Origin of the sequence: Nonomuraea antri (assembly GCF_013283785.1) — a bacterium.
Lineage (GTDB): Bacteria > Actinomycetota > Actinomycetes > Streptosporangiales > Streptosporangiaceae > Nonomuraea > Nonomuraea antri.
In genome coordinates, this window is record NZ_JABCPZ010000012.1 from 43,528 (window position 1) to 65,267 (window position 21,740).

At 70.8% G+C, this 21,740-nt stretch carries 30 protein-coding genes; 18 read left to right on the top strand and 12 right to left on the bottom strand.

Features of this window, described 5'->3' with window-relative positions:
• The first annotated feature begins 2 nt into the window (after positions 1–2).
• Positions 3–593 (top strand): hypothetical protein, encoded by a 591-nt coding sequence (locus HII36_RS06495; protein WP_173522141.1) that lies wholly within the window; start codon positions 3–5, stop codon positions 591–593.
• A gap of 17 nt (positions 594–610) precedes the next feature.
• Here HII36_RS06495 and HII36_RS06500 read toward each other — a convergent pair whose 3' ends face one another.
• Entirely contained in the window at positions 611–1,144 is a 534-nt protein-coding gene (locus HII36_RS06500; RefSeq protein ID WP_173522142.1) for a TetR/AcrR family transcriptional regulator, read from the bottom strand.
• Between the two features lie 91 nt (positions 1,145–1,235).
• Between HII36_RS06500 and HII36_RS06505 the strand changes: the two genes are divergently transcribed.
• Positions 1,236–2,150: a zinc-binding dehydrogenase gene (locus HII36_RS06505; RefSeq protein ID WP_173522143.1), complete on the top strand. Its 915-nt coding sequence runs from the start codon at positions 1,236–1,238 to the stop codon at positions 2,148–2,150.
• A gap of 11 nt (positions 2,151–2,161) precedes the next feature.
• Here the strand turns inward: HII36_RS06505 and HII36_RS06510 are convergent, their stop codons facing one another.
• The 4 genes from HII36_RS06510 to HII36_RS06525 all read right to left on the bottom strand — a co-directional run bounded on the left by HII36_RS06510 (position 2,162) and on the right by HII36_RS06525 (position 5,388).
• Entirely contained in the window at positions 2,162–3,007 is an 846-nt protein-coding gene (locus HII36_RS06510; RefSeq protein ID WP_217369225.1) for a DUF1963 domain-containing protein, read from the bottom strand.
• A gap of 63 nt (positions 3,008–3,070) precedes the next feature.
• Complete coding sequence (locus HII36_RS06515; RefSeq protein WP_173522144.1) at positions 3,071–3,385, bottom strand: SCO4225 family membrane protein; 315 nt, start codon at positions 3,383–3,385, stop codon at positions 3,071–3,073.
• Positions 3,386–3,477: 92 nt separating this feature from the next.
• Entirely contained in the window at positions 3,478–4,086 is a 609-nt protein-coding gene (locus tag HII36_RS06520; protein WP_173522145.1) for a cadmium resistance transporter, read from the bottom strand.
• Positions 4,087–4,185: 99 nt separating this feature from the next.
• Complete coding sequence (locus HII36_RS06525; protein WP_173522146.1) at positions 4,186–5,388, bottom strand: cytochrome P450; 1,203 nt, start codon at positions 5,386–5,388, stop codon at positions 4,186–4,188.
• Between the two features lie 73 nt (positions 5,389–5,461).
• On the opposite strand from HII36_RS06525, the gene HII36_RS06530 reads away from it, so the two are divergent.
• Positions 5,462–5,602, top strand: coding sequence for a hypothetical protein (locus HII36_RS06530; RefSeq protein ID WP_173522147.1), 141 nt, complete (start codon positions 5,462–5,464; stop codon positions 5,600–5,602).
• Positions 5,603–5,611: 9 nt separating this feature from the next.
• Here the strand turns inward: HII36_RS06530 and HII36_RS06535 are convergent, their stop codons facing one another.
• Together HII36_RS06535 and cutA are read right to left on the bottom strand one after the other, a co-directional pair.
• Positions 5,612–5,956: a hypothetical protein gene (locus HII36_RS06535; RefSeq protein WP_173522148.1), complete on the bottom strand. Its 345-nt coding sequence runs from the start codon at positions 5,954–5,956 to the stop codon at positions 5,612–5,614.
• Positions 5,957–5,961: 5 nt separating this feature from the next.
• On the bottom strand, positions 5,962–6,288 hold the full coding sequence (gene cutA / locus HII36_RS06540) for a divalent-cation tolerance protein CutA (RefSeq protein ID WP_328807607.1): 327 nt from the start codon (positions 6,286–6,288) through the stop codon (positions 5,962–5,964).
• 45 nt (positions 6,289–6,333) lie between these two features.
• On the opposite strand from cutA, the gene HII36_RS06545 reads away from it, so the two are divergent.
• From HII36_RS06545 to HII36_RS06555, 3 genes are all read left to right on the top strand, one after another.
• Positions 6,334–6,639, top strand: coding sequence for a YrhB domain-containing protein (locus HII36_RS06545; RefSeq protein ID WP_217369226.1), 306 nt, complete (start codon positions 6,334–6,336; stop codon positions 6,637–6,639).
• A 157-nt stretch (positions 6,640–6,796) separates the two neighbouring features.
• The gene (locus HII36_RS06550) at positions 6,797–8,398 is read left to right on the top strand and encodes a BCCT family transporter (protein WP_217369227.1); all 1,602 of its coding nucleotides are present in this window, start codon (positions 6,797–6,799) and stop codon (positions 8,396–8,398) included.
• Between the two features lie 31 nt (positions 8,399–8,429).
• Positions 8,430–8,873 carry a GNAT family N-acetyltransferase gene (locus HII36_RS06555; protein WP_173522151.1) on the top strand — a complete coding sequence of 148 codons (444 nt, stop codon included), beginning with the start codon at positions 8,430–8,432 and terminating at the stop codon, positions 8,871–8,873.
• Here the strand turns inward: HII36_RS06555 and HII36_RS06560 are convergent.
• Positions 8,848–9,390: a hypothetical protein gene (locus tag HII36_RS06560; RefSeq protein WP_173522152.1), complete on the bottom strand. Its 543-nt coding sequence runs from the start codon at positions 9,388–9,390 to the stop codon at positions 8,848–8,850. The genes HII36_RS06555 and HII36_RS06560 overlap by 26 nt on opposite strands.
• Positions 9,391–9,404: 14 nt before the next feature.
• On the opposite strand from HII36_RS06560, the gene HII36_RS06565 reads away from it, so the two are divergent.
• On the top strand, positions 9,405–9,770 hold the full coding sequence (locus HII36_RS06565) for a hypothetical protein (RefSeq protein ID WP_173522153.1): 366 nt from the start codon (positions 9,405–9,407) through the stop codon (positions 9,768–9,770).
• Positions 9,771–9,806: 36 nt separating this feature from the next.
• Positions 9,807–10,394, top strand: coding sequence for a hypothetical protein (locus HII36_RS06570; RefSeq protein ID WP_173522154.1), 588 nt, complete (start codon positions 9,807–9,809; stop codon positions 10,392–10,394).
• A 21-nt stretch (positions 10,395–10,415) separates the two neighbouring features.
• Here HII36_RS06570 and HII36_RS06575 read toward each other — a convergent pair whose 3' ends face one another.
• Entirely contained in the window at positions 10,416–12,248 is a 1,833-nt protein-coding gene (locus tag HII36_RS06575; RefSeq protein WP_173522155.1) for an alkyl/aryl-sulfatase, read from the bottom strand.
• A 144-nt stretch (positions 12,249–12,392) separates the two neighbouring features.
• Between HII36_RS06575 and HII36_RS06580 the strand changes: the two genes are divergently transcribed.
• Genes HII36_RS06580 through HII36_RS06600 form a run of 5 tightly spaced genes read left to right on the top strand, consistent with a single transcriptional unit; the run spans position 12,393 to position 16,173 of the window.
• On the top strand, positions 12,393–13,034 hold the full coding sequence (locus HII36_RS06580) for an HAD family hydrolase (protein WP_173522156.1): 642 nt from the start codon (positions 12,393–12,395) through the stop codon (positions 13,032–13,034).
• On the top strand, positions 13,031–13,522 hold the full coding sequence (locus HII36_RS06585) for a GNAT family N-acetyltransferase (RefSeq protein ID WP_217369229.1): 492 nt from the start codon (positions 13,031–13,033) through the stop codon (positions 13,520–13,522). Before HII36_RS06580 ends, HII36_RS06585 begins: the two co-directional genes overlap by 4 nt.
• 18 nt (positions 13,523–13,540) lie before the next feature.
• Positions 13,541–14,479: a ribose-phosphate diphosphokinase gene (locus HII36_RS06590; protein ID WP_173522157.1), complete on the top strand. Its 939-nt coding sequence runs from the start codon at positions 13,541–13,543 to the stop codon at positions 14,477–14,479.
• A gap of 26 nt (positions 14,480–14,505) precedes the next feature.
• Positions 14,506–15,396, top strand: a complete 891-nt coding sequence (locus HII36_RS06595; protein ID WP_173522158.1) for a hypothetical protein — start codon at positions 14,506–14,508, stop codon at positions 15,394–15,396.
• 33 nt (positions 15,397–15,429) lie between these two features.
• Positions 15,430–16,173, top strand: coding sequence for a nucleotidyltransferase (locus tag HII36_RS06600; protein WP_217369230.1), 744 nt, complete (start codon positions 15,430–15,432; stop codon positions 16,171–16,173).
• On the opposite strand, the gene HII36_RS06605 is transcribed toward HII36_RS06600, so the two are convergent.
• Positions 16,142–16,696 (bottom strand): TetR/AcrR family transcriptional regulator, encoded by a 555-nt coding sequence (locus tag HII36_RS06605; protein WP_173522159.1) that lies wholly within the window; start codon positions 16,694–16,696, stop codon positions 16,142–16,144. The genes HII36_RS06600 and HII36_RS06605 overlap by 32 nt on opposite strands.
• Positions 16,697–16,770: 74 nt before the next feature.
• On the opposite strand from HII36_RS06605, the gene HII36_RS06610 reads away from it, so the two are divergent.
• From HII36_RS06610 to HII36_RS06620, 3 genes are read left to right on the top strand one after another with little or no spacing between them, the layout of a single operon-like run.
• Entirely contained in the window at positions 16,771–17,397 is a 627-nt protein-coding gene (locus tag HII36_RS06610) for an FMN-dependent NADH-azoreductase (protein WP_173522160.1), read from the top strand.
• The gene (locus HII36_RS06615) at positions 17,394–17,708 is read left to right on the top strand and encodes a DMT family transporter (protein WP_173522161.1); all 315 of its coding nucleotides are present in this window, start codon (positions 17,394–17,396) and stop codon (positions 17,706–17,708) included. Before HII36_RS06610 ends, HII36_RS06615 begins: the two co-directional genes overlap by 4 nt.
• A gap of 18 nt (positions 17,709–17,726) precedes the next feature.
• Positions 17,727–18,365: a maleylpyruvate isomerase N-terminal domain-containing protein gene (locus tag HII36_RS06620; RefSeq protein ID WP_173522162.1), complete on the top strand. Its 639-nt coding sequence runs from the start codon at positions 17,727–17,729 to the stop codon at positions 18,363–18,365.
• Between the two features lie 4 nt (positions 18,366–18,369).
• On the opposite strand, the gene HII36_RS06625 is transcribed toward HII36_RS06620, so the two are convergent.
• The gene (locus tag HII36_RS06625; RefSeq protein ID WP_173522163.1) at positions 18,370–18,936 is read right to left on the bottom strand and encodes a TetR/AcrR family transcriptional regulator; all 567 of its coding nucleotides are present in this window, start codon (positions 18,934–18,936) and stop codon (positions 18,370–18,372) included.
• 60 nt (positions 18,937–18,996) lie between these two features.
• Between HII36_RS06625 and HII36_RS06630 the strand changes: the two genes are divergently transcribed.
• A complete protein-coding gene (locus HII36_RS06630; RefSeq protein WP_173522164.1) occupies positions 18,997–20,172 on the top strand; it encodes an FAD-dependent monooxygenase in 1,176 nt (391 codons plus the stop codon).
• A gap of 61 nt (positions 20,173–20,233) precedes the next feature.
• Entirely contained in the window at positions 20,234–21,058 is an 825-nt protein-coding gene (locus HII36_RS06635; RefSeq protein WP_173522165.1) for an NAD(P)H-binding protein, read from the top strand.
• A gap of 7 nt (positions 21,059–21,065) precedes the next feature.
• Here HII36_RS06635 and HII36_RS06640 read toward each other — a convergent pair whose 3' ends face one another.
• Positions 21,066–21,722, bottom strand: a complete 657-nt coding sequence (locus HII36_RS06640; protein ID WP_173522166.1) for a hypothetical protein — start codon at positions 21,720–21,722, stop codon at positions 21,066–21,068.
• Positions 21,723–21,740 lie beyond the last annotated feature (18 nt).

The following is a 21,740-nucleotide window of genomic DNA, read 5'->3' on the forward strand; positions in this document are numbered from 1 at the left end:
GCGTGATCGACAAGCCGCCCGGGTTACCGTTTCTGGTCTTCTGCTCCGGCGGGGCGGCCGTCCTTCTGATCTGGGCCAGCCACCCGTCCTGGCTGGGGTTCGAGACGTTTCTCTACGGGCTCCCCGTGGGGCTGGTCCTCATCGGTTACTGGGCGCTCCGGATGGCCTGGGCCGATTACCGGGGTACCGCACCGAGCGGCGCCTTCAACCGTTCGCTCATTCCGTGGTACATCGCCGGCGTCGTATTGCTCGCCTTCATCACCGACGCGCCGTCGTGGATTCGCTTCACGATCTCGGAACAGAGTTTGGCCGCCTACGTCAGGGCGGTGAACGAGAATCCCGAACGTAGGGAGCCGTGTCACCGGGTGGGCCTGTACTACGTGTGCGACGGGGCGCGGCACCCGGACCTGCTCACCGAGAAAGAGGTTCCCGGCAGCGTCAGGTTCGCCGTCGGAAACCTGTTGCTGTGCTCCGACACCGGCCTCCTCTGGCTGCCCGTCGGCGAACCCAGCGAAAGCATGGACAGCGACGGCGAAAGCTACCGCCATATCAAGGGCCGCTGGTACAGCTACAGCGGCGACGGAAATTGCTGAGCGGCACCGGCCCGCGTTCACTCTGCTTGTTCAACGGCCAGGCCGGCCAGCAGGACCTGGAGCGCCTTGCCGCGGCGTTGCGGCGGCGCCGCGTCGGCCATTCGCATCAGCGCGGCGACGTCGGCCACGTCCACGTCTCGTCGTAGGCGGCCGGCGTCGTGCGCCCGGGCCACCAGCGGCGCGATCACCTCGGCGGTGACCTCCCGGCCCTTGGCGGCGCTGGGCGGGCTCACTCGGGCCAGCAGGTCGAACAGCTCCAGATCGGACTCCTCCAGCACGCACGCCTCGGTGAACACGACCGCGAACGCCTCCCAGGGGTCCGCGATCTCCCGCGCCCGGGCCGCCACCTGCCTGGCGCCGTCGGCGAGCTGGTCGAGCAGCGCGTCGACCAGGTCGTCCTTTGACGGGAAATGCCGGTAGAAGGTGGTCGCGCCGACCCCGGCCTGCCTGGCGATCTGCTCGATGCTCACGTCCGGTCCGTGCGCGGCGAAGGCCTCTCGTGCCGCCTGCAGCAGGCGCTGACGGTTGCGCAGCTGGTCCTTGCGCGGCATGTGACCTCCCCCACAAACGGTAGTGCTACTACCGTTTCTCTCTCTACGATCCGGTGGCAACACTACCGTTTCTTGTCCGAGGAGTATCGCCATGCGTGCGCTCGTCCCCACCGGGAAGACCGGCCGGCTCACCGAACTCGCCGAGCTTCCCGACCCGATCCCGGCCGCCGGCCAGGCTCTCGTCCGCGTCCGGCATTTCTCGCTCAACCGCCCCGACTACCTCTACCTGGCCACTCCCGGCACCGACTTCCGGCCCGGCATCGACGCGGTCGGCACCGTGGAGATCCCCGCCGACGGCGGGCCGGCGCGCGGCACGCCGGTCGTCTTCCACCTGCCCAGCGGCGGCGCGGCGGCCGAGCTCGTCGCCGTCCCCGCCGACAGCCTCGCGCCCCTGCCCGCCGGGCTCTCTCCCGAGATCGCCGCCTGCCTCCCGCTGGCGGGCATGGTCGCGCTGCGCCTGCTCAAGGCGGCGGGCCCGCTGTCCGGACGGCGACTGCTGGCCACCGGCGCGACCGGCGGCGTCGGGCAGTTCCTCGTCCAGCTCGCCATCGCGGCCGGCGCGCAGATCACCGTCGTCGCCCGCGAGGACGACGCCTGGCGCCACCTCGCCCAGGCCGGCGCCACGGTCGTCCACGACGTGCACGCCCTGCCCGCCGCCACTTTCGACGTCGTCCTGGAATCGGTCGGTGGCACGCTCGGCTCGGCCGCGGCCACCCGGCTGCGCCAGGGCGGCCTGTTCCTCTGGTACGGCCAGGCCGGCGGCCAACCGCTGACGCTGGACTTCTTCCAGCTCCTGGGCGGCGGCATGGAACTGACCCTGCGGCACTTCGTCTACCTGGGCCACTCCGACGACCGCGACGACCTCGCCACTCTGCTCGACCTGGCAGCCGCCGGAACCCTGCAGGTCGAGATCGGTCACCGGGGACCCTGGCAGGAGACGTCCGACGTCCTGGAGTCGATGGCGGCGGGCCGGCTGCGCGGCAAGGCCGTGCTGACGATCACCTGAGCCGCGGGCGGTCAGGAGTGCTGGACGATCGTCTCCACGGGACGGTCAGGGCACGTCACGCAGACGAAGACGAACATCGATCCCGCGTCGCCGATCGTGATGTCCGCCGGTTCCTGCAGCTCCGGGACCTGGTAGGGGCCGAGTAGGTGCTGTTCCTCCAGTGGCGTCCAGGCCCGGCCGGACTCGGCGTCGTGTTCGCGGCTCGCGACGGTGAGCAGGTGCGACATCTCGTGGCCGCGGGCGCACTCCATCGGCATCGGGTCCTGGATCCAGTGGACCCAGCCGCCGACCTTGGTGCCCGGCGCCGTGGACAGGTGGTACTGGTAGCTCCAGCCGGAGTCCTCGATCCGTTCGTCCAGGCTTTCCGGCAGCGTCCATGCGGACGGGTACTCCCGCACGCGTTCCGGAGACAGCACGCACGGCAGGGGCAGGTAGTCCGCCTCGGACTCCACCGGCTCCGGCGCCTCGGTGCGGACGCCGGTGACGAGCCGCGAGTCCCGCCAGGTCACGTGGAGCACGGGCGCGTGATCGGGCTCGTGACTCGTGGGGCACCACAACACCTGGCACAGGTCCGTTGCGGCGGGGAACGGCAGTTCCGGGACATCTCGGGCATAGATCTGCAGGACGGGCACCATCGCCACCCGCCCGAAGACTCCCGACGGGTCCGCGTGTTGCGACGCCTCGCAGTACGGCCAAGCCTCGTCCGCGGGCCACAGCAGCGGGCCGCCCATGGAACTCTCGGTGACGGCGGGAGCTCCGCGGCGGGGGTGCAGCCGGACCGTGGTGCGGCCCTGCCCGGCCAGTTCCGGGACGAGCGCCGCCACGTCCACCGGCGCGGACGGAGTCGTCAGTCGCACGCGGTCTCCCCCCGATCGTCAAGAATGCCGCCGAACTACCCGATACCGTAGGGCAGCGCGCGATCAGTCGGCGTCCCGGCGCCGCCGTTTCACGTGCCTCACCAGGTACGGGCCCGCCCACGCCTGGAACCATCCCGCCCCCATCAGAAGCAGGACGAGGACGATCGGATTCATCAGCTCCACCGGCAGGACGTCCCAGAGCTGCCAGATCCCCCACCCGATGGGGAAGGTGAGGAAGAGGAGCGCGACCCCCGACAGCAGGATCGGATCCTGAACCGTCAGCAGGACCACGATCGAGTAGACGCCCACCGCCAGCACCAGACCGGCGTAGATGAGCGCGACGCATCCCAGCGGACCGGGTTCGCGGAACTTCGTCACTCTGGGCTCCATGCTTCGACCTGGGGCTGGAGCGCCGAGTGTATGCGCGTCCCGGTGCCGGGGTTCACCATGCACACCCCGCCTCGAAAGTTCTACAGCCCGAAGGCGCCGCCCTCGATCAGGATGAGCAGGCCGACGCCGATCAGCACGACCGGCAGCAGAATGTGACCCCACCTGCTCAAGGCCTCGGCGACGATCGGCCGGGTGGCGAAGAACCGGCCGGCGAGACACCACACGGCCACCAAAGTCAGAAAAACGGCGACGTAGACGGTCATCGAGCCGAGGCCGGCGGTGGCGAAGACCGGGACGTACACGCCGATGTTGTCGCCGCCATTCGCGAAGGTGACCGCGGCGACCTCCAGGGCCTTCGGCCCACCGGCATGCTTCTCGGCCGTCGGCCCGTCGCCGTCGTGCCCGTTGCGGCGCTCCTTCCACGCCTGCCGGCCTGCCTTGACGCCCAGGGCCAGCGGGAGCAGACCCAGGTACGGCAGGACCGGCTCGGGAAGGAAGGTGGCGCCGAAAGCCACGGCCACCGCGACGGCCACGATGCCCAGGAAGCCGAGATACTGACCGGCCACCACCCGCGCGGCGGCTCCGCGCCGTCCCGCGCCCTGGGCGAAGAACAACGCCAGGAGCAGAAGGTCGTCGACGTTCGTGACGGCGAACAATCCCACCGCTTGCCCGATGATGCCCGCGTTCACGACGAGACGTCCCCTTCCACGGCAGGATGTCCCGGCGACACTACCGGCCCGGCCTGCTCACCACCGGCCTGGCGTGCTCACCACCCGGGCCTGGCGTGCTCACCACCGGACCGGCACCGCCACCAGCCCGCCGACCACCAGCCCTTCCCGCCGTCTGAGCTCGTCGGCGGGTACGGCCAGCTCCAGCGCGGGCAGCCGCGCCAGCAGCACCTCCAGGACGGTCTGCAGTTCGACGCGGGCGAGCGCCTGGCCCAGGCAGGAGTGCGGGCCGACGCCGAAGGCCACGTGCGGATTGGGCGAGCGGTCCAGGCTCATCCGCTCGGCCTGCTCGAACTGCCGCTCGTCGCGGTTCGCCGCGGCCATGCTGCAGATCACGGTCGTGCCCTTCGGCAGGATCTCGCCCGCGACCTCGACCTCCTCGCTCAGGTAGCGCGGCATGCCGAAGCCGGGGTTGGCGTCGAAGCGCAGCACCTCCTCCACCGCCGGACGGACCAGCGCCCGGTCGGCCAGCAACGCCTCCCACCGTGCCCGATCGGCCAGCAACAGCGCGGCCATCTTGCCGATCATGTTCGCGGTGGTCTCGTGCCCGGCCACGAGCAGCGCCTTGGACGTGCCCAGGATGAGCTTCTCGGTCAGCCGGCCGTCGAGGCCCGCGACCATCGACAGCAGCTCGCTGATCAGGTCGTCCTGGCCAGGTGCGGCCTGCTTGGCCCGCAGCAGCGCGAGCAGGTAGGCGTCGAAGTCGGCCTGGGCGGCGTCGATCTCGTCCTGGGCGAACCTGGTCATGCTGAGCATCGTGTCCGACCAGTACGCGAACCTGTCGCGGTCGGAGTCCGGCACGCCCAGCAGGTCACAGATCACCCAGACCGGCAGCGGGAAGCCGACGCCGCTCACCAGGTCGGCGGGCGCGCCCTCGGCGGTCATGCGCTCGACCAGGTGCTCGGTCATCGCCTTGATCCCGGGCTGCAGCGCGATGACCCGTTTGGCGGTGAACGCCCGGCCCACGAGCTGGCGCCAGGCGCGGTGCTCGTCGCCGCTCATGCTGCGGCCGCCGCTGCCGAACACCCCGCCGGACTCGTTCGCGGTCACGCGGGCGGCGTCCGGGGCGTCGAGCTGACGGGTGAAGCGCGGGTCGGACAGGACCTGCTTGACGTCGGCGTACCGGGTGAGCAGGAGCGCGTGGTCGCCGCTGGCCAACCGGATCGGCGCGACGGGGCAGGCGTCGCGCAGCTCCGCCCACTCGGGCGGCGGTTCGAGCGGGCTCGGGCCGGCGAACGGGTACGAGGGCGGGGCGCCGGACACATGGCCTCCAAGAGCGCGGATGGCGCACAGTTAAGTCACTGGGATCAAAGCGGTCAATCGAACGCTCCGGTTGGTGAGCTGGCTCGCGTTGTGGTTCGTCGAGCCGGCCGGCCACAAGTCGGACGGCGATCTTCGTCCCGAGACTGAACCGGTCGCCATCGAGACGCTCTTCCGCCTGATCGAGGAGTTCTTCAGCCGCTCCGATGGCGGTTGAGCCCGGGGGTCAGCGGGCTTCGAGGGCTGCTGTGAGGGCGGCTGCGATCTCCGTGACGTCGAGTTCGACCAGGACGGCGTCACCGTCCACGGCGGTTCCGCGTTCGGTGATGGCGAGGCCGATCAGGGCGAGCGCGCCCGCCTGATCGCGAACGCCGCGCTGTTCATGGGTCTCACCACGGAGATCACCGAGGTCCCCGGGCTCGTCGCGTTCCCAGGCCGCGACGGCGGCAGCCGCCAGATCCCCAGGAATGCGTACCGGCAAGCGGGACACCTGAGGCTCAAGCCGGCGCCCGATCTCCGCGAGCACCGCACCATCCCGCCGGTACCTGGCGTACTGCGCGGACTCCTCCACGGCACTCACGATCCGCTCGCGATCTCTCGGTCGATCCAGGCCAGGTAATCGGCGCTGCCCGCGACGACCGGGACCGCGATGATCTCGGGAACGTCGTAGGAGTGGACCTCCCGCACCCGGGCGGCGAGTTCGTCGAAGCGCGCGGACGTGCTCTTCAGCAGCACCAGCCACTCCTCGGCCTCTTCGAGCCGGCCCTCCCACCAGTACGTCGACCTGATCGGCCCGACGACCTGGGCGCAGGCCGCGAGGCGGCGCCCGACCACCGCTCGGCAGATCTCGCCAGCCTCGTCCCGATCGCCCGCGGTGACATGGACCTCGATGTAATCGGCCACGCACCCAACCTTACGAGGCAGGGAGAAAAGCTGCATGATGAGCGAGTGCTGACCGAGTCGGAGGCCCGGGTCATCGCTGCGGCGGAGGTGGCCCGGCTGCGCCGTGACATGGGCCGATGGTTCGCCGACGATGTCGAGTTCGTCATCATCGGCATGGAGGAATACCCGGTCGGATGGGTCTACTACTACCAGTCCAGCAAGTACCTGAAGTCGGGCAGAATCCGGGATTCGCTCGCCGGTAACGCGCCGATCCTGGTCGACCGCCGCGACGGCACGGCGGTACTCACGGGGACCGCGGACGACATCGAGCACTACGTCCGCGAGTACGAACGCGAGCACCCGCTGAGCTAGAGGCGCGTCAGCCGGCGGCGGCGCGAATCGCAGCGGGCCAGGCGCCGACGACCCCGGGATCGCGCCCTCCGTCACAAAGCATGATCAATCTAGCGCGGTTAGCGGATTTCACGCAGGGGATCATTCTCTTCACGCTGTGTAGTGACCACGTGGAGGCATGATGCGCCGGCTGAGAGCCGATCTCCCGCTGCTGGCCGTCGCCGTCGGGTTGCTGCTGGCGGTGGTGCTGTGGGGGGCGATCTTCACCGAGTCGCTGGCCAGGGCCGGGGACGCGGCGCTCGGCTGGGTGGTGCACTCCTTCGGCTGGCTGTTCGTGGTGGCCGCCGACTTCTTCCTGGTCCTGGCCGTCGTGCTGGCCTTCAGCCGGTTCGGACGGATCCGGCTCGGCGATGACGACGACGTCCCGGAGTTCAGCAACCTCGCCTGGACGGCGATGATGTTCAGCTCCGGCATGGGCATCGGCCTGATGTTCTACGGCGTCGCCGAGCCCATCACGCACCTGCTCAGCCCGCCACCCGGCCTGGACATCCGGCCGGGCTCACCCCAGGCGGCGCAGACCGCGATGGAGTACGCCCTGTTCCACTGGACCCTGCACCCCTGGGCCATCTACGCGGTCACCGGCCTGGCCCTGGCCTACTCCACGTTCCGCAGGGGACGGGGCAACCGGTTCAGCGCAGCGTTCACCCCGCTGTTCGGCGGCCGGCCCCGTCCGACGGCCGGGCGGGTGCTGGATCTGCTGGCCATCCTGGCCACCGCCTTCGGCACCGCGACCAGCCTGGGCCTGGGGGCGCTCCAGGTCGAGTACGGGCTCGACGAGCTGTTCGGGCTCAGCGGACGGCGGCTGGAAGTGATCGTCATCGTCGTGCTGACGGCCGGGTTCGTCGTCTCGGCGGCCAGCGGGGTGGAGCGCGGCGTGCGGCTCCTCAGCACGTTCAACGTCTATCTGGCCGGCGCGCTGGCCCTGTTCATCCTGCTGTTCGGCCCCACGGTGGCGATACTCGGCCTGATCCCCGCCTCGCTCGGCGGTTACCTGGACAACCTGCTCATGATGTCGTCGCGGACCGGCACGCTCGTGGACAAGGACTGGCTCAGCGCGTGGACCTTCTTCTACTGGGCGTGGTGGATGTCCTGGGCCCCGTTCGTGGGCGCCTTCATCGCCAGGATCTCCCGGGGCAGGACGATTCGCGAGTTCGTCTTCGGCGTGCTGCTCATCCCGTCCGGGGCGAGCTTGTTGTGGTTCTCGATCAGCGGCGGCAGCGCCGTGTGGCTGCAGCTGTCGGGCGCGGCGGACTTCACCGGCGCGATCAAGGAGGGCGCGGAGGCGGCGATGTTCGCGCTCCTGCACCACCTGCCGCTCAGCCTGGTCTCCACCGCGATCACCGCAGGGCTGGTCGCGCTCTACTTCATCACCAGCGCGGACTCGGCCTCGCTGGTGCTCGGGTCGTTGTCGAGCCGGGGTTCGCTGCATCCCGCCAGGCCGCTGGTGGTGATGTGGGGGGTGCTGGTCGGGGCGGTCGCGCTGGTGTTGTTGCTGGCCGGCGGGCTGAAGGCGTTGCAGCAGGCGACGGTGCTGGTCGCGTTGCCGTTCGTGGTCGTCATGTTGCTGCTGTGCGCGGCGCTGGTGAAGGAGCTGCGCGAGGATCCGGGGGCCGGGCCGCCGCGCGGCGTCCATCCGCACGGGCTGCCGCGCGCGCTGCGCCGGGTCAGCGGCGAGGACGACGCCGAGCCGCCCGAGCCCGGCAGCCGCACACCCGGCTGAAAGGTGCATGCTGGGCGATAACATGCCGATCGTGGCAGATTGGGAGCTTCGACCGGCCTCGGCGGCCGACCTGGATCCGATGCTCGAGCTGCGTGCCGTGGTCATGCGGCCCGATCTCGAACGGCTCGGACGATACGACGAACACCGCGTACGGCAACGGATGCGGGAAGCGTACGAGCCGCGGCACACCTGGGTGATCGAGGTCGGCGGCGACTTCGCCGGCTGCGTCGCGCTGCGCCCGGACGCGGGCTCCTACTGGCTGGAGCACTTCTACCTGAACCCGGACCTGCACGGCAGAGGCATCGGATCCGCCGTGGTGAGCCGGCTGCTCGAACAGTGCGACCGCGAAGGCGTCACGGTCCGGCTGATCGTGTTGCGGGGCAGCCCGGCGCGCCGACTGTACGAGCGGCACGGGTTCGCCTTCGAGAGCGAGGACGAGGTGGACGTCGTCATGATCCGCCCGGCCGCGACCTGATCGCCGACCAAATGCGCCACCCACGGGCCGAGGGCGGCGGCGAGGACGGCCGCGCGGGCGCGGCGGGCATCGCGGTGAGCACCGCCTCGTACCGGGCCCGGTCGAACACGTACGGACCCAGACCGGTGAGACCGTCGCGGTCGACCTCGTCCTCGTAGTCCGTCTGCCGGCCCAGGTCCCGCCAGACCACCCGGTCGCCGGCGCGCTCCACGACCGCGGTCACCGCGCCGCAGCCGAGGTCACCGCACTCGGGGCAGACGTACAGCGGGATCCTGCCGTCGGTCAGCGGTGACGGGGACCGGCCGAGCAGCGCGCCCACGTCGTTCTCGTCGAAGGGCGGCGCCAGCCCCAGGACCGAGGAGAGGTCCGCGAGCGCGGGCCTGCGTCCGGCCAGCGTGTCCAGCAGCGAGTCGCCGTCGATCACCAGGTCCAGGAACCACCGCTCGGTCCTGGACGAGCCCCCGCCCAGGTCCTCGTAGGGCCTGACCCGGCGGACTAGTGACAGCGAACTGATCATGCGAGCATGGTCGCATGACGGGTGCCGTGGTCGTCGAAGGATCCGCCGCGCGCAGGGCCGCGATCGTGGTCGGGGCGCTGGTGGCCGGGGTCGTCCTGGTGGTGGCGGTGCTCGCGACGGCGCCGGGCCACGAGGAGCGGTTCGGCCGTTCGATGGCGGCCATGCAGGCGCTCGCCCACACGATCGAGGAAGGCGACACGCTCACCGAGCGGACGGTCGGCGAGCTCACGTTCACCTCGATCTCCCGGGTCGACGGCCTGGTCTACTTCCAGGAGGGCATCGACCTCGGCGGCGAGCCGGTGGGCTACGTCTGGAGCCCGGCCGGCGAGCCTGACGACGCCCGGCATGTGACCGGCCCCTGGTACCAGTACAGGGGGTAGGGCCGCGGCACTAAGCCGATCACAGGTGGTTCTCAAGTGCCCGCGGTCAAAGTGGACATCGTGGCACGCACCCCGAACAACAGCAGAGCCAGGAAGCCGGGCAAGCAGGCGTACGTCAAGAAACCGGAGCCGCTGGGCGTCGGCGGGACGATCGGGATGACGCTGAGCCTGGTCATCCCGGCCGGCCTGCTCATCTGGCTGGTCGTCACGGTCATCTCCGTCACGATGCCCGACCTCGACCTGGCGCTCGGTCGGTCCGGCACGCCGGGCACCGCGACCGTCCTGTCGTGCGAACGCGTCGGCAAGGGACGCTACGACTGCGACGCCCGTTTCGTCTTCGACGACCGGTCGCGCGAACCGATCGTCATCGACACCGTCCCGGACGCCGAGCCGGGCGAGGTCTTCCCCGCGGCGCTGACCCCGGAGGGCGACCGGGTGCTGCCCACCGGGGCGCGCGGGGTGTGGAACGCGGTCGCGCTGCTGGTCGCGCTCCCGTTCGGGCTGGCGCTGATCGCGTTCCTGACCGCGCTCTTCACCCGCTCCAGGAAGGCGATCATCTGGACGGGGGCGATCGGCGCGCCGTTCCTCGTCCTGCTGGTGCTCGGGTTCGCCATCGGCACCTGACGGGACGGACGCGGCGGCGGCTCAGGCCGTGACGATGGCGAAGTTCGGGATCGGTTCGTCCAGCACCGCCACGAGCCGCTGCAACACGCTCGTGTCGCCCTCCCGTTCCACGCCTTCGACCTCCTTGCCCGCGAGCAGCCCGAGCAGTTGCGCCTTGGTCAGGCGCAACGTCAGATCCGCCGGCTCGTGCACCGCCTCGTCCCCGGTGTCGTCCCCGGCGTCGGCGGGGCCAGGCTGCTGGACGAACGCGCCGTTGGACAGCGTCGTCCGGTACCGCTCCCCCAGGTCCGTCAGGTGCCAGTCGATGGCGAAGCTCTCGTTCCACGCCTTGGGCCCGTCCACGCGAATGGCGATCGAGTCGAAGATCTGCGCGACGCTCAGCCCGCGCATCAGGTCGGGCGAGCCGGTCTGCACGGGCGTCGGCACGATGCCGTCGCGCAGTTCCAGCGCGCCCATCAGGTAGAAGTTGCGCCAGGTGCCGTTCTCGCAGCCGTGCCCGAGCCGCGTGTACACCTCGGCCAGCAGGTCGCGGGCCGCCTTGTTGCCCTCGTCGGCGAAGACGGCGTGGTTGAGCAGCTGGGCGGCGAAGCGCAGGTCGTTCTCCTCGAGGTAGCGGCGGGCGAAGGCGACCACGGCGGCCCCGCCGCCCAGACACTCGACGTAGCGGATGGCGCTCTCGCGCGGGGTGCGTTCCCACAGGTGGGCCGGGTTGCCGTCGAACCAGCCCAGGTAGCGCTGGTAGATGGCCTTCACGTTGTGGTTGACCGAGCCGTAGTAGCCGTGGGTGTGCCAGGCCTGTTCCAGCTCCGGCGGCAGGCGTACGACCTCGGCGATCTCGGGTCCGGTCAGGCCCTTGTTGATCAGGCGCAGGGTCTGGTCGTGCAGGTAGGCGTACAGGTCGCGTTGCTGCGACAGGAAGCGGACGACGTTCTCCGCGCCCCACGTCGGCCAGTGGTGCGAGGCGAAGGCCACCTCGCTCTCGTGCCCGAACAGGGCGATGGCCTCGGTGAGGTAGCGCGCCCAGATCCGCGCGTCACGGACGAGCGCGCCCCGCAGCGTGAGGAGGTTGTGCAGGTTGTGGGTGGCGTTCTCGGCCATGCACAACGCCCGGCGGCCGGGGAAGAAGAAGTTCATCTCGGCGGGCGCCTCGGTGCCCGGGGTGAGCTGGAAGACGATGCGCACCCCGTCGATCGTCTCCTCCTGCCCGGTACGGGTGACGTCGAGGGTGGGCGGGATGAGGGAGATCGTCCCGGTGGAGGTGGTCATGCCGAGCCCGGCCCCGATCTGGCCGGTCGGCGAGCGGTCCAGGGCGGGGCCGTACATGTAGACGGATCGGCGGTTCATGGCCGGTCCCGCGTAGACGTTCTCCGACACCGCGTGTTCCATGAACCCGGCCGGGGCCAGGATCGGCACGTCACCACTGGTGACGCCGCGCACGCCGCCGAAGTGGTCCACGTGGGAGTGCGTGTAGATCACGCCGGTCACCGGACGGTCGCCGCGATGCTCCCGGTACAGGCCGAGCCCGGCCCTGGCGCACTCGGTGGAGATCAGCGGGTCGACGACGATGACCCCGCGCTCGCCCTCGACCAGCGTCATGTTCGACAGGTCGAACCCGCGTACCTGGTAGATCCCCTCGGCCACCTCGTACAGCCCCTGCTTGGCGCAGAGCTGCCCCTGCCGCCACAGGCTGGGATGCGCCGTCTGCGGGCATTCCTCCGCCAGGAAGCCGTAGGAGTCCATGTCCCAGACCACGTCGCCGGACGCGTTCCTGATCACCGCGGGGCTGAGCTTGGCGACGAACCCGCGGTCGGCGTCATCGAAGTCGCCCCGGTCGTGGAATGGAAGGTCTGCCATGACCGCTACCTGCCCATATTTCAGAGCCGAAAGCTCGGTAAATACCTTAAACATGACATTTAACGGACATTTCCCCATAAAACACTGCCGTAACCCGTGATGTGATTGGCTGGTAGCCGGGCTGGATCATCTCAGGGGGCCGCGATGGAAGCGTGCGTGTTCGACCTCGACGGAGTGCTCGTCGACTCGGAGCCGGTCTGGGAGGAGGTGCGCCGTGCCTTCGTCGCCGACCACGGCGGCGTCTGGCAGCCCGACACCCAGTCCAGGCTGATGGGCATGAGCACCGGCGAGTGGGCGGCCTACCTGCACGAACTGGGCGTACGGCTGACGCCGGACGAGATCGCCCGCGGTGTGATCGACCAGATGGCGGCCCGCTACCGCGACGCCGGCGTCCCGCTGCTGCCCGGCGCGCAGGCGGCGGTGCGGCGGCTGGCCGCGAGCCTGCCGCTGGGGCTGGCCAGCTCCTCCCCACGGGCGCTGATCGACGTGGTGCTCGACGCCACCGACCTGACCTCGTGCTTCGCCGCCACGGTCTCCACCGAGGAGGTCGAACGCGGCAAACCCGCCCCCGACGGCTACCTGGAGGCCGCCCGCCGCCTGGGCGTCGATCCCAAGGGCTGTGTCGCGGTCGAGGACTCCAGCAACGGCCTGCGCTCGGCCCACGCGGCCGGCATGCGAGTCATCGCCGTGCCGCACCCGCGCTACCCGCCCGCGCCCGACGCGCTCGGCCTGGCCGCGCACGTCCTGCCCGACCTGGACGCACTGACCGTCAACCTGTTCACGTGAAGAACCAGTTCACACAGAACCTGTCCAGGCAGGGCAACCCCGTTCCCATGAGCGACATCAGGCCCAGAACCCCGGACGACCTGGACGCGTGCGTGGCGGCCCTGGCCGAGGTGCAGGCCGCCGACCGCTACCCGGTGGACTGGCCGGCCGACCCGCACCGCTGGCTGACCCCGTCGAACCTCGCCCTGGCCTGGGTCGCGACGGCGGCCGGCGGCGGCGTGGCCGGTCACGTGGGGCTCACGGACGACGCGGAGATCGTCCGCCTGTTCGTGACCCCCGCCGCCCGCGGCCACGGCCTGGCCGCGCGGCTGCTCGACACCGTGCGCGCCGCCGCGGACGTCCCGCTCAAGCTGGAGGTCTCCGACGAGGGCCGGGCCGCGATCGCCGCGTACGAGCGGGCCGGCTGGCGTCGAGTCGGCAGCACCCGGGCGACCTGGCTCAACGCGGCCGGCGAACCAGCCCTCCTTCATCACTACGTGAGCCCGTGAAGCTATCCTTTCTGAATCGTGCGAGACATCACGGTTTTCAGCGGCAGCGCCCATCCCGAACTCGCTGAGGAGATCTGCTCCCACCTCGGCACCCCCCTCCACCCGGTCCAGGTCAACCGGTTCGCCAACGACGTACTGGAAGTGCAGTTGCAGGCCAACTGCCGCGAGCGTGACGTCTTCCTGATCCAGCCGCTGGTGCCGCCGGTCCAGGAGAACCTGGTCGAGCTGCTGCTCATGCTCGACGCCGCGCGCGGCGCCTCGGCCGCCAGGACGACCGTCGTCCTGCCGCACTACGCCTACGCCAGGTCGGACAAGAAGGACGCCCCGCGCATCTCGATCGGCGCGCGGCTGGTCGCGGACCTGATGGTGGCCGCGGGCGCGAGCCGGGTGCTGGCCATGACGCTGCACTCGCCGCAGGTGCACGGCTTCTTCAGCATCCCGGTCGACCACCTGCACGCGCTGCGCGAGCTGGCCGCGCACTTCCGCAGGTACGACCTGTCGAACACGGTCGTCGTCTCCCCCGACCTGGGCAACGCCAAGGAGGCCGCGCACTTCGCCCGCCTGCTCGGCACCGGCGTCGCCATGGGCGCCAAGCAGCGCTACCCGGACGACCGGGTGGTGATCAGCTCGGTCATCGGCGACGTCGCGGGCAAGGACGTCATCATCCTGGACGACGAGATCGCCAAGGGCAGCACGGTCATCGAGCTGCTGGAACGGCTGCGCGAACGGGACGTGCGGTCGGTGCGGGTGGCGTGCACGCATGGCCTGTTCGCCAGTGGCGCGGTCGAGCGGCTGAGCGCGTTCCCCGAGGTGGCCGAGATCGTGTGCACCAACACCGTGCCCTCGCCCAAGCCCAGCGACAAACTGACCGTGTTGTCCGTCGCCCCGGCGCTGGCCGAGGCCATGCGCCGCATCCACGACGGCGAGTCGGTGAGCGCCCTGTTCAACGCCCCCTGAGCCGCTGGAGTCACACCGTGTTAAACGTGGGAGAACCCGACTGGGCCGGCGTGGCCAGGTCCCTGCTCAAGGTCCTGGCGGTCACGGCGGCGCTGCTGCTGGCCGGCGAGGCGCTCGACCGGGCGCTGTGGTTGTTCGGCGACGACCGGCGGATGGTCGAGGTGTACGGCACCGCCGCGCGCGTCGCGAACCCGCACGAACGGCTGAGTAACGGTTACGGCGGCAGCGGCGGCCTGCTGGCCACCGCCCACCGGATGTGGGGAGAACCGCGCCTGGCCGGCCCCGGCGGAGGCGAGAGGGACCACGAGATCGTGCTGGACGTGTTCGGCAACCTCCGGGCCCCCTCGCTCGGCGGGCCGACCGGCGGCGTCGCCGACGCCCTCGCCATGGGACATGCCCCCGCGGACCAGGTCAAGAAGGTCATCGACGGGCTGCCTCAGACGCTCGTGGCCGTCGCCGTGGTGGAGTTCGAGACGCCACTGACCACCGAGCGCCTGGTCGCCTTCAACGCCGAGCACCGGATCTGCGGCGGCGCGGACGTCTCCTACGTCTACGACGTGCCCTTCGCCGACGACTCCAGCGACCCGTCCTCCTACAACGCGATCGTCTGGAACCGCGGCATGGTCCTGGACTACTGGGAGAAGGTCGACCACGAGTGCGCCGCCGAGCCGCGGGCGGCGCTGGCGGAGTTCCGCGACTGGGTCGGGCTGCTCGACGAGGACGACGACCTCAGCGCCTTCGGGCTGTACTACGGGCCGCTCAAGCAGGCGGCCGAGCACAACGAGGTGCACGGGCTCCTCGTGGACCGCTGGCGGCTCGCCGACCTGCGCAAGCTCCTCGACGCCCCGGAGGTTCGCACGGTTCACCTGGCCGACGTCGCCTTCGACGTCAGCCCCGGTGAGAACGAGGACGGGTAGCGCCGGCCGGGCGGCGCCGATCATAGTGGCAGCATGGACATGGACACCGAGCGGCTGCTCAGACATTTCCATGAGGCTGTGGAACCGGTGGTGCCGCTGGTCGCGCTGTGGGCGCACGGGTCGCTGGCCACCGGCGACGACTACCAGCCCGGCCGCAGCGACCTCGATCTGATCGCGATCGTCGAGTCGCCGCTCACCGAGGACCGGCGGCAGGCGCTGCGGCGGATGCACGAGGGCATCACGCTGCCGCTGGCCGAGCACCTGCACTGCTCCTACCTGGCGCGCCGGGAACTGGCCGACCTGTCGGCCCAGCACGTGACGTGGGCGCATCAGGAGCTGTTCAGCCGTCCCGTCACCGCGGTGACGCGCCGCGAGCTGCACGCGGGCGGGCGCGTGCTGGCCGGGCCGCCGCCCGCCGGGCTGCTGCCGCCGGTGTCGGACGCCGAGCTGGCCGCGTTCGTCCGGGCCGACCTGCGTGACTTCTGGCTGGCCAAGGCCCGCGGACGGCGGCGCTGGCTGCGGGACATCTGGGTGGACCTGGGCATGGTGACGGTCGCCAGGGCCACGGTGACGCTGCGGGACGGCCGGTTGATCAGCAAGCGGGAGGCGTTCGAGGTGCTGGCCGAGCTGGGCGCCCCGATGAACGTGGTGGACGACGTCCGGGCCCGCCGCTACGGCACGCCCGCGCCGCGATTGAGCCGGTTCAGGCGGGCGATGCTGGCCAGGCGGTTCATCAGGACGGCGATCAAGCGGGCGCTAGCGTCCGCGTCAGCCTGACCAGCCCCGCGGTGATCTGCGCCGGGGTGAGGCCGCGGTCGGCGCGCTGGTAGGCGTAGACGTCGGGGGCCAGCGGCGCGAGCAGCAGGTCGACCAGCGCGTCCGGGCCCGGCACGCCGGCCTCGACGAGCAGGGCGCGCACGTGCACGCGCCAGAAGCCGTACGCGCCGGTCTCGAAGCGCGAACGGCCCACTTCGCTGCCCAGCACCAGGTGGGAGTGATCCTCCAGCAGCTCGACCATGGCGGCGTAGAAGGCGGCCAGGCGCTCGGCGGGCGGCGCGCCCGGCCCGAGCGGGGGCTCGCCGCGCATCAGCTTCTCCTGCAGGGCCCGCTCGTGCTCGTCGAGCAGCGCGACGGCGATGGAGGCCCGGTCGGGGTAGCGCCGGTAGAGCGTGCCGCGGCCGACCCCGGCCTTCTTCGCGATGTCGTCCATCGTCACGTCTTGCGGCGATTTTTCGGCGAATAGCAGGGCGGCGGCTTCCAGGATCTTGGCCCGGTTGCGTGCGGCGTCGGCGCGTTCCATGCCGTCCATTGTATGTGGACACGGCGTCCGGTTATAGTGAAGCGGACACCATGTCCACTTATTGGAGGACCCCCATGTTGCTGCACCTGGACGCCAGCGCCCGCCGCGCGTCGTTCTCCCGCCGCCTGTCGGCCGCGTACGCCGAGACCTGGCGCGCCGCCCACCCCGGCGCCGGCTACGTCCACCGGGACCTGGCCGCCGACCCGGTGCCGCACATAGGCGAGGCGTGGACCGAGCTGTGCGACTACGTGCTCGGGCACGAGATCACCGACATCGCGCGGTACCGCGAGGCGGTGCGCACCCCCGCGCAGCAGGACGCGTGGGACATCCTGGAACCGCTGCTCGACGAGGTCGTCGCGGCCGAGGTGATCCTCATCGGCACCCCGATGTACAACTTCTCGATTCCGTCGTCGCTGAAGGCGTGGATCGACCAGATCACCTTTCCGAAGATGTCGCTGAAGGGCAGGTCGTTCGTGGTGACGGGCGCCCGGGGCGGCGCGTACGGCCCGGGCACCCCGCGCGAGCCGGTGGACCACCAGGAGCGCTACCTCCGCGACTTCTTCAAGGGCCACTTCGCCGTCGAGGACGTCACGTTCATCCACGTCGAGATGGTCAACGCGCTCACCGACCCGGCCCTGGCCAAGCGGCGCGAGGAGCACGAGGCGTCGCTGGCCGCCGCGCTCAAGGAGGTCACCCGGTGAACTGGCTGATACTCACGCTCGCCGGCCTGGTCGAGGTGGCCTGGTCGCAGAGCATCAAGCCCACCCAGAACTTCACCAGGCCCCTGCCCACCCTGATCTCGCTGCTCCTGATGGCCGCGGCGGTCTGGCTGTTGTCCGTGGCGATGAACACGCTGCCGGTCGGCACCGCGTACGCGGTCTTCACCGGGATCGGCGCGGTCGGCGCGATCGCGCTGGGCATCGTGCTCAACGACGACCCCGTCTCGGTGGGCAGGATGGCCGCGCTCGCCCTGATCGTCGGAGGGATAGTCTTGGCCCGAGTCACCACCTGAATCCGGGAAGGACGGCGTATGGGGGAGATCAGGCAGTCCTATCTGGCCGCGGCCGAGTCCGCGCTGTCGTTGCTCCAGAACCCCGTGGTCAGCACCGCGTGGGGCAAGCCCAGCGCACTCACCGAGTTCAGTGTCGGCGGGCTGGCCGTCCACCTGTCGCACCAGCTCGTCAGGGTCAGGGACGCCCTCCAGGTCGACGGCGAGATCCAGCCGCCGATCCCGCTGCTCGACCACTACGTCAGCTCGCCGTGGGTGCAGGCCGGCCTCGACCACGAGAGCAACGTGAGCGTGCGGCGCAACGGCGAGGCCGCCGCGGCCGACGGCCACGAGACGATGACCCAGGAGGCCCGCTCGGTGCTGGACTTCCTGCGCGCCGCCCTGCCTGCCGAGCCCGAGGACCGGGTCGTGCGCCTGCCGTGGGCCGGCTGGTCGCTGCGGCTGGACGACTTCCTGCTCACCCGGGTGATGGAGATCGTCGTGCACTCCGACGACCTGGCGTCCAGCGTCGGGATCGAGACGCCGGAGCTGCCCGCGCCCGTCATCGACCCGGTGGTCGAGCTGCTGGCGCGGCTGGCCGTGCACCGCCACGGCGCGACCGCGGTGATCCGCACGCTGAGCCGCGCCGAGCGGGCGCCGGCCACGATAAGCGCCTTCTGAGAGCTCAGCCCACCGCCATGCGCAGGGCCGTGACCACCTCGCGGCCCGACAGCGCGCTGTCCGGGTCGAGCAGCCACTGCGACAGGAACCCGGTCAGCATCGCCTGGTAGAACGCGCCGGTCAGGCGCGCCCGCTCGGGGTCGGCGGCCGGGTCGATGCCCTGCATCAGCTCGGCCAGCCCCTCCCGCGCCTCCTTGATCCCCCGGACGAGCTGCTCGCGCACCTCCGGCACGTGATCGATCTGCCCCAGCAGCTCGAACTGGGTGACCCAGAGCGGCCGCAGCCGCGTGAACGACTCGACCACCCGGTCCCACGCCGCCTCGAACCGCTCCAGCGGCCCGGCTCCCGGCTCGACCTCGGCGGCCAGCATCGCGGCCAGCTCGTCGCCCCACTCCTGCATCGCCTGGAACAGCGCCTCGTTCATCAGCGCCTCCTTCGACCTGAAGTGGTAGCCGATGGCGGCCAGGCTCACGCCCGACGCGTTGGCGATGTCGCGGGCCGTGGTGCGCCCGTAGCCCTTCTCCATCAGACACCGCTTGGCGCCGGCCAGCAGGTCCTCCCGATTTCCCATGCGAGAAGATTAGCACAACCGTCTTGCACATATGTCTAAGACGTGTGTACCGTCGAAGACATGAAGAACATCCTGATCTCCGGCGCGAGCATCGCCGGCACCGCGACCGCGTACTGGCTGCGCCGCCACGGCTTCAACCCGACCGTGGTCGAGCGCGCGCCGGCCATCCGCACCGGCGGCTACAAGGTGGACATCAGGGGCGCGGCGCTGGACGTGATCGAGCGCATGGGCCTGCTCGACGCGGTCCGCGCCCGGGCCACCGGCATGCGGCAGGCCCACTACTACGACCGGCGCGGGCGGCGTAAGGCCAGCATGGACGCCGACCTGTTCGGCGGCCGCACCGGCGACGACGCCGAGATCATGCGCGGCGACCTGAACGAGCTGCTCCACGACCTGACCCGCGACGACGTCGAGTACCTCTTCGACGACAGCATCACCGGCATCGGCGCGGACGGGCTGGTCACGTTCGAGCGTGCCGCCCCGCGCCGGTTCGACCTGATCGTGGGCGCGGACGGCGTGCACTCCACCACCAGGAGACTCGCCTTCGGCGACGAGTCGCAGTTCCTGCGCCACCTGGGCCACTACATCTCGATCAGCACGGTCCCGAACACGCTCGCGCTGGACCACGAGGAGGCCGTGCACGCGGCCCCCGGCCGCACCGCGAACGTCTACAGCACCGCGCGGGGCGCCGGAGCCAAGGCCCTGTTCATGTGGGCCTCGCCGCGGCTCGACTACGACCACCGCGACGTCGCCCGGCAGAAGGACCTGCTCGCCGACGCTCTGGCGGGCATGGAGTGGGAGGTGCCCGGGCTGCTCGACGCGGTGCGCGGGTCGGACGACTTCTACTTCGACTCGATGAGCCAGATCCACATGGAGCGCTGGTCGACCGGCCGGGTCGTGCTGGTCGGCGACGCCGCCTACTGCGCCTCACCCGCCTCGGGCCAGGGCACCAGCCTGGCGCTGGTGGGCGCGTACGTGCTGGCGGGCGAGCTGGCCACGGGCGGCGGCGCGGACGGGTACGAGCGCGAGCTGCGCCCGTTCGTCGCGGCCAACCAGGCGCTCGGCCCGGCCAACGTCAAGGGCATGGTGATGCCGTCGCGGCTGGCGATCGGCATCCAGCTCACCGCGCTCCGGCTGCTCCCGCGCCTGCCGGGCAGGGACAAGATGATCGACCGCATCGCCGGACCCATCCACCGGGCGGCCACGGCGATCAGCCTCAAGGATTATGTGGAATGAAGCATTCTGTTCTGTTAGACTAAGAGCAGAACGTTCCGTTCCATAAAGATTGGGGTTCGCCATGACCTTCCTCGTCACCGGAGCCACCGGCACCGTCGGCCGTCTCGTCGTCGAAGAGCTGCTGCGGGCAGGGCAGCGGGTGCGCGCCCTGACCAGGAACCCCGCCAAGGCCGACCTCCCCGAGGGCGTCGAGGTCGTGGCCGGCGACCTGGCCGACCCGGACAGCGTCGCCCCCGCCTTCGCCGGCGTCACGGGCGTGCACTTCATCAACTTCGCCGGCGACGACTACGCCCCGCTCCCCGACGGCGCGCGGCTCGCCGAGCTGGCCGCCCAGGCCGGCGTGCGGCGGGTCACCGTGCTCGGCGGCCGCGAGGACGGCCCCCTTGAGCAGGCCCTGGCCGCCACCGACCTGGAGTGGACGCTGCTCCACCCGGTCGAGTTCATGTCGAACACGCTGCAGTGGTGGGTGCACTCCATCAAGGCCGAAGGCGTCATCAAGGAGCCGTTCGGCGGCCGGGTGAGCGCCATGGTGCACGAGCGCGACATCGCCGCGGTGGCCGCGAAGGTGCTGGTCGACGGGGGCCACGGCGGCCGGTCGTACGTGCTGACCGGGCCCGAGGCGATCGCGCTCACCGACAAGGTGCGGCTGCTCGGCGCGGCGATCGGGCAGGAGATCGGCTTCGTCGAGCTGACCGAGGACGAGGCTCGCGCCAAGTGGCGGCAGAACGGCATGGGCGAGGAGACCATCGAATTCCTCATCGGCGCGCTGGGGAACACGCCCGAGGTCGGCTACACGGTGGTGCCGACGGTCGAGCAGATCACCGGCCGCCCGGCCCGCAGCTTCACCGAGTGGGCCACCGAGCACGCCGCCGCCTTCCGCCCCTGACCGCCGATCACGGCCGCAGTTCGTCCTCGCGGATCCACGAGCCAGGGACGAGCAGCGCGAGCCGCGCGGCCAGGAGCCGCGCGCACGAGTCGCGGGCGGCGGGGGTGAGCGTCTCGACCCCGCCCGCCCGCAGCTCAGCCAGCAGCCGCAACAGGTTCTCCGGCTTGTGCAGGATCTCGTCGGAGTCGGCGTAGTGCTGATAGGCCCGCACCAGCCCGGCCAGCTCCGCGGCGAACCGGTCGGCCTGGCCGAGCCGCGCCCAGGAGTCCACGGCGTACTCCCAGGCCACCAGGTAACGCCAGTCCTTGCCGTCCTCGGCGAAGAAGTCGCGGTCCAGGCCCAGGAAATGCGCGATGACGGCGGAGTGGTCGCCCAGTTCGTGGCTGAGAATGATCGCGTTGTAGCGCGCCCAGTGGTGCCCGGACCGCAGGCGCATCGCGGTGACCATCTCCTCCAGCGCGCCGGGCACGAGCGCGCTCTCCCGCCTGGAGGCCAGGAAGAGCGCGTAGCCGCGGACGAAGTGCGCTTCGGCCGAGCCGGGCAACCGTTCGAGCAGGGCGGCGGACTCCGTCATGAACGCGTGCAGCCGGGGGCCGGGGGTCTGCTCCTCGTCGGCGGCGTCCAGCAGGTCGATGATCGGCCACTCGGCCTCGGGGAGATCCACACCTCATGGTCGGGGGCC

What these genes read in the sequence shown, in the direction of transcription:
- HII36_RS06500 (WP_173522142.1), bottom strand. Translation starts at nt 1,144, where the DNA reads ATGCCGCGCAAGGACCAGCTGCGCAACCGTCAGCGCCTGCTGCAGGCG.
- HII36_RS06505 (WP_173522143.1), top strand. Translation starts at nt 1,236, where the DNA reads ATGCGTGCGCTCGTCCCCACCGGGAAGACCGGCCGGCTCACCGAACTC.
- HII36_RS06550 (WP_217369227.1), top strand. Translation starts at nt 6,797, where the DNA reads ATGATGCGCCGGCTGAGAGCCGATCTCCCGCTGCTGGCCGTCGCCGTC.
- HII36_RS06560 (WP_173522152.1), bottom strand. Translation starts at nt 9,390, where the DNA reads ATGATCAGTTCGCTGTCACTAGTCCGCCGGGTCAGGCCCTACGAGGAC.
- HII36_RS06565 (WP_173522153.1), top strand. Translation starts at nt 9,405, where the DNA reads ATGACGGGTGCCGTGGTCGTCGAAGGATCCGCCGCGCGCAGGGCCGCG.
- HII36_RS06575 (WP_173522155.1), bottom strand. Translation starts at nt 12,248, where the DNA reads ATGGCAGACCTTCCATTCCACGACCGGGGCGACTTCGATGACGCCGAC.
- HII36_RS06580 (WP_173522156.1), top strand. Translation starts at nt 12,393, where the DNA reads ATGGAAGCGTGCGTGTTCGACCTCGACGGAGTGCTCGTCGACTCGGAG.
- HII36_RS06600 (WP_217369230.1), top strand. Translation starts at nt 15,430, where the DNA reads ATGGACATGGACACCGAGCGGCTGCTCAGACATTTCCATGAGGCTGTG.
- HII36_RS06605 (WP_173522159.1), bottom strand. Translation starts at nt 16,696, where the DNA reads ATGGAACGCGCCGACGCCGCACGCAACCGGGCCAAGATCCTGGAAGCC.
- HII36_RS06610 (WP_173522160.1), top strand. Translation starts at nt 16,771, where the DNA reads ATGTTGCTGCACCTGGACGCCAGCGCCCGCCGCGCGTCGTTCTCCCGC.
- HII36_RS06620 (WP_173522162.1), top strand. Translation starts at nt 17,727, where the DNA reads ATGGGGGAGATCAGGCAGTCCTATCTGGCCGCGGCCGAGTCCGCGCTG.
- HII36_RS06625 (WP_173522163.1), bottom strand. Translation starts at nt 18,936, where the DNA reads ATGGGAAATCGGGAGGACCTGCTGGCCGGCGCCAAGCGGTGTCTGATG.
- HII36_RS06630 (WP_173522164.1), top strand. Translation starts at nt 18,997, where the DNA reads ATGAAGAACATCCTGATCTCCGGCGCGAGCATCGCCGGCACCGCGACC.
- HII36_RS06635 (WP_173522165.1), top strand. Translation starts at nt 20,234, where the DNA reads ATGACCTTCCTCGTCACCGGAGCCACCGGCACCGTCGGCCGTCTCGTC.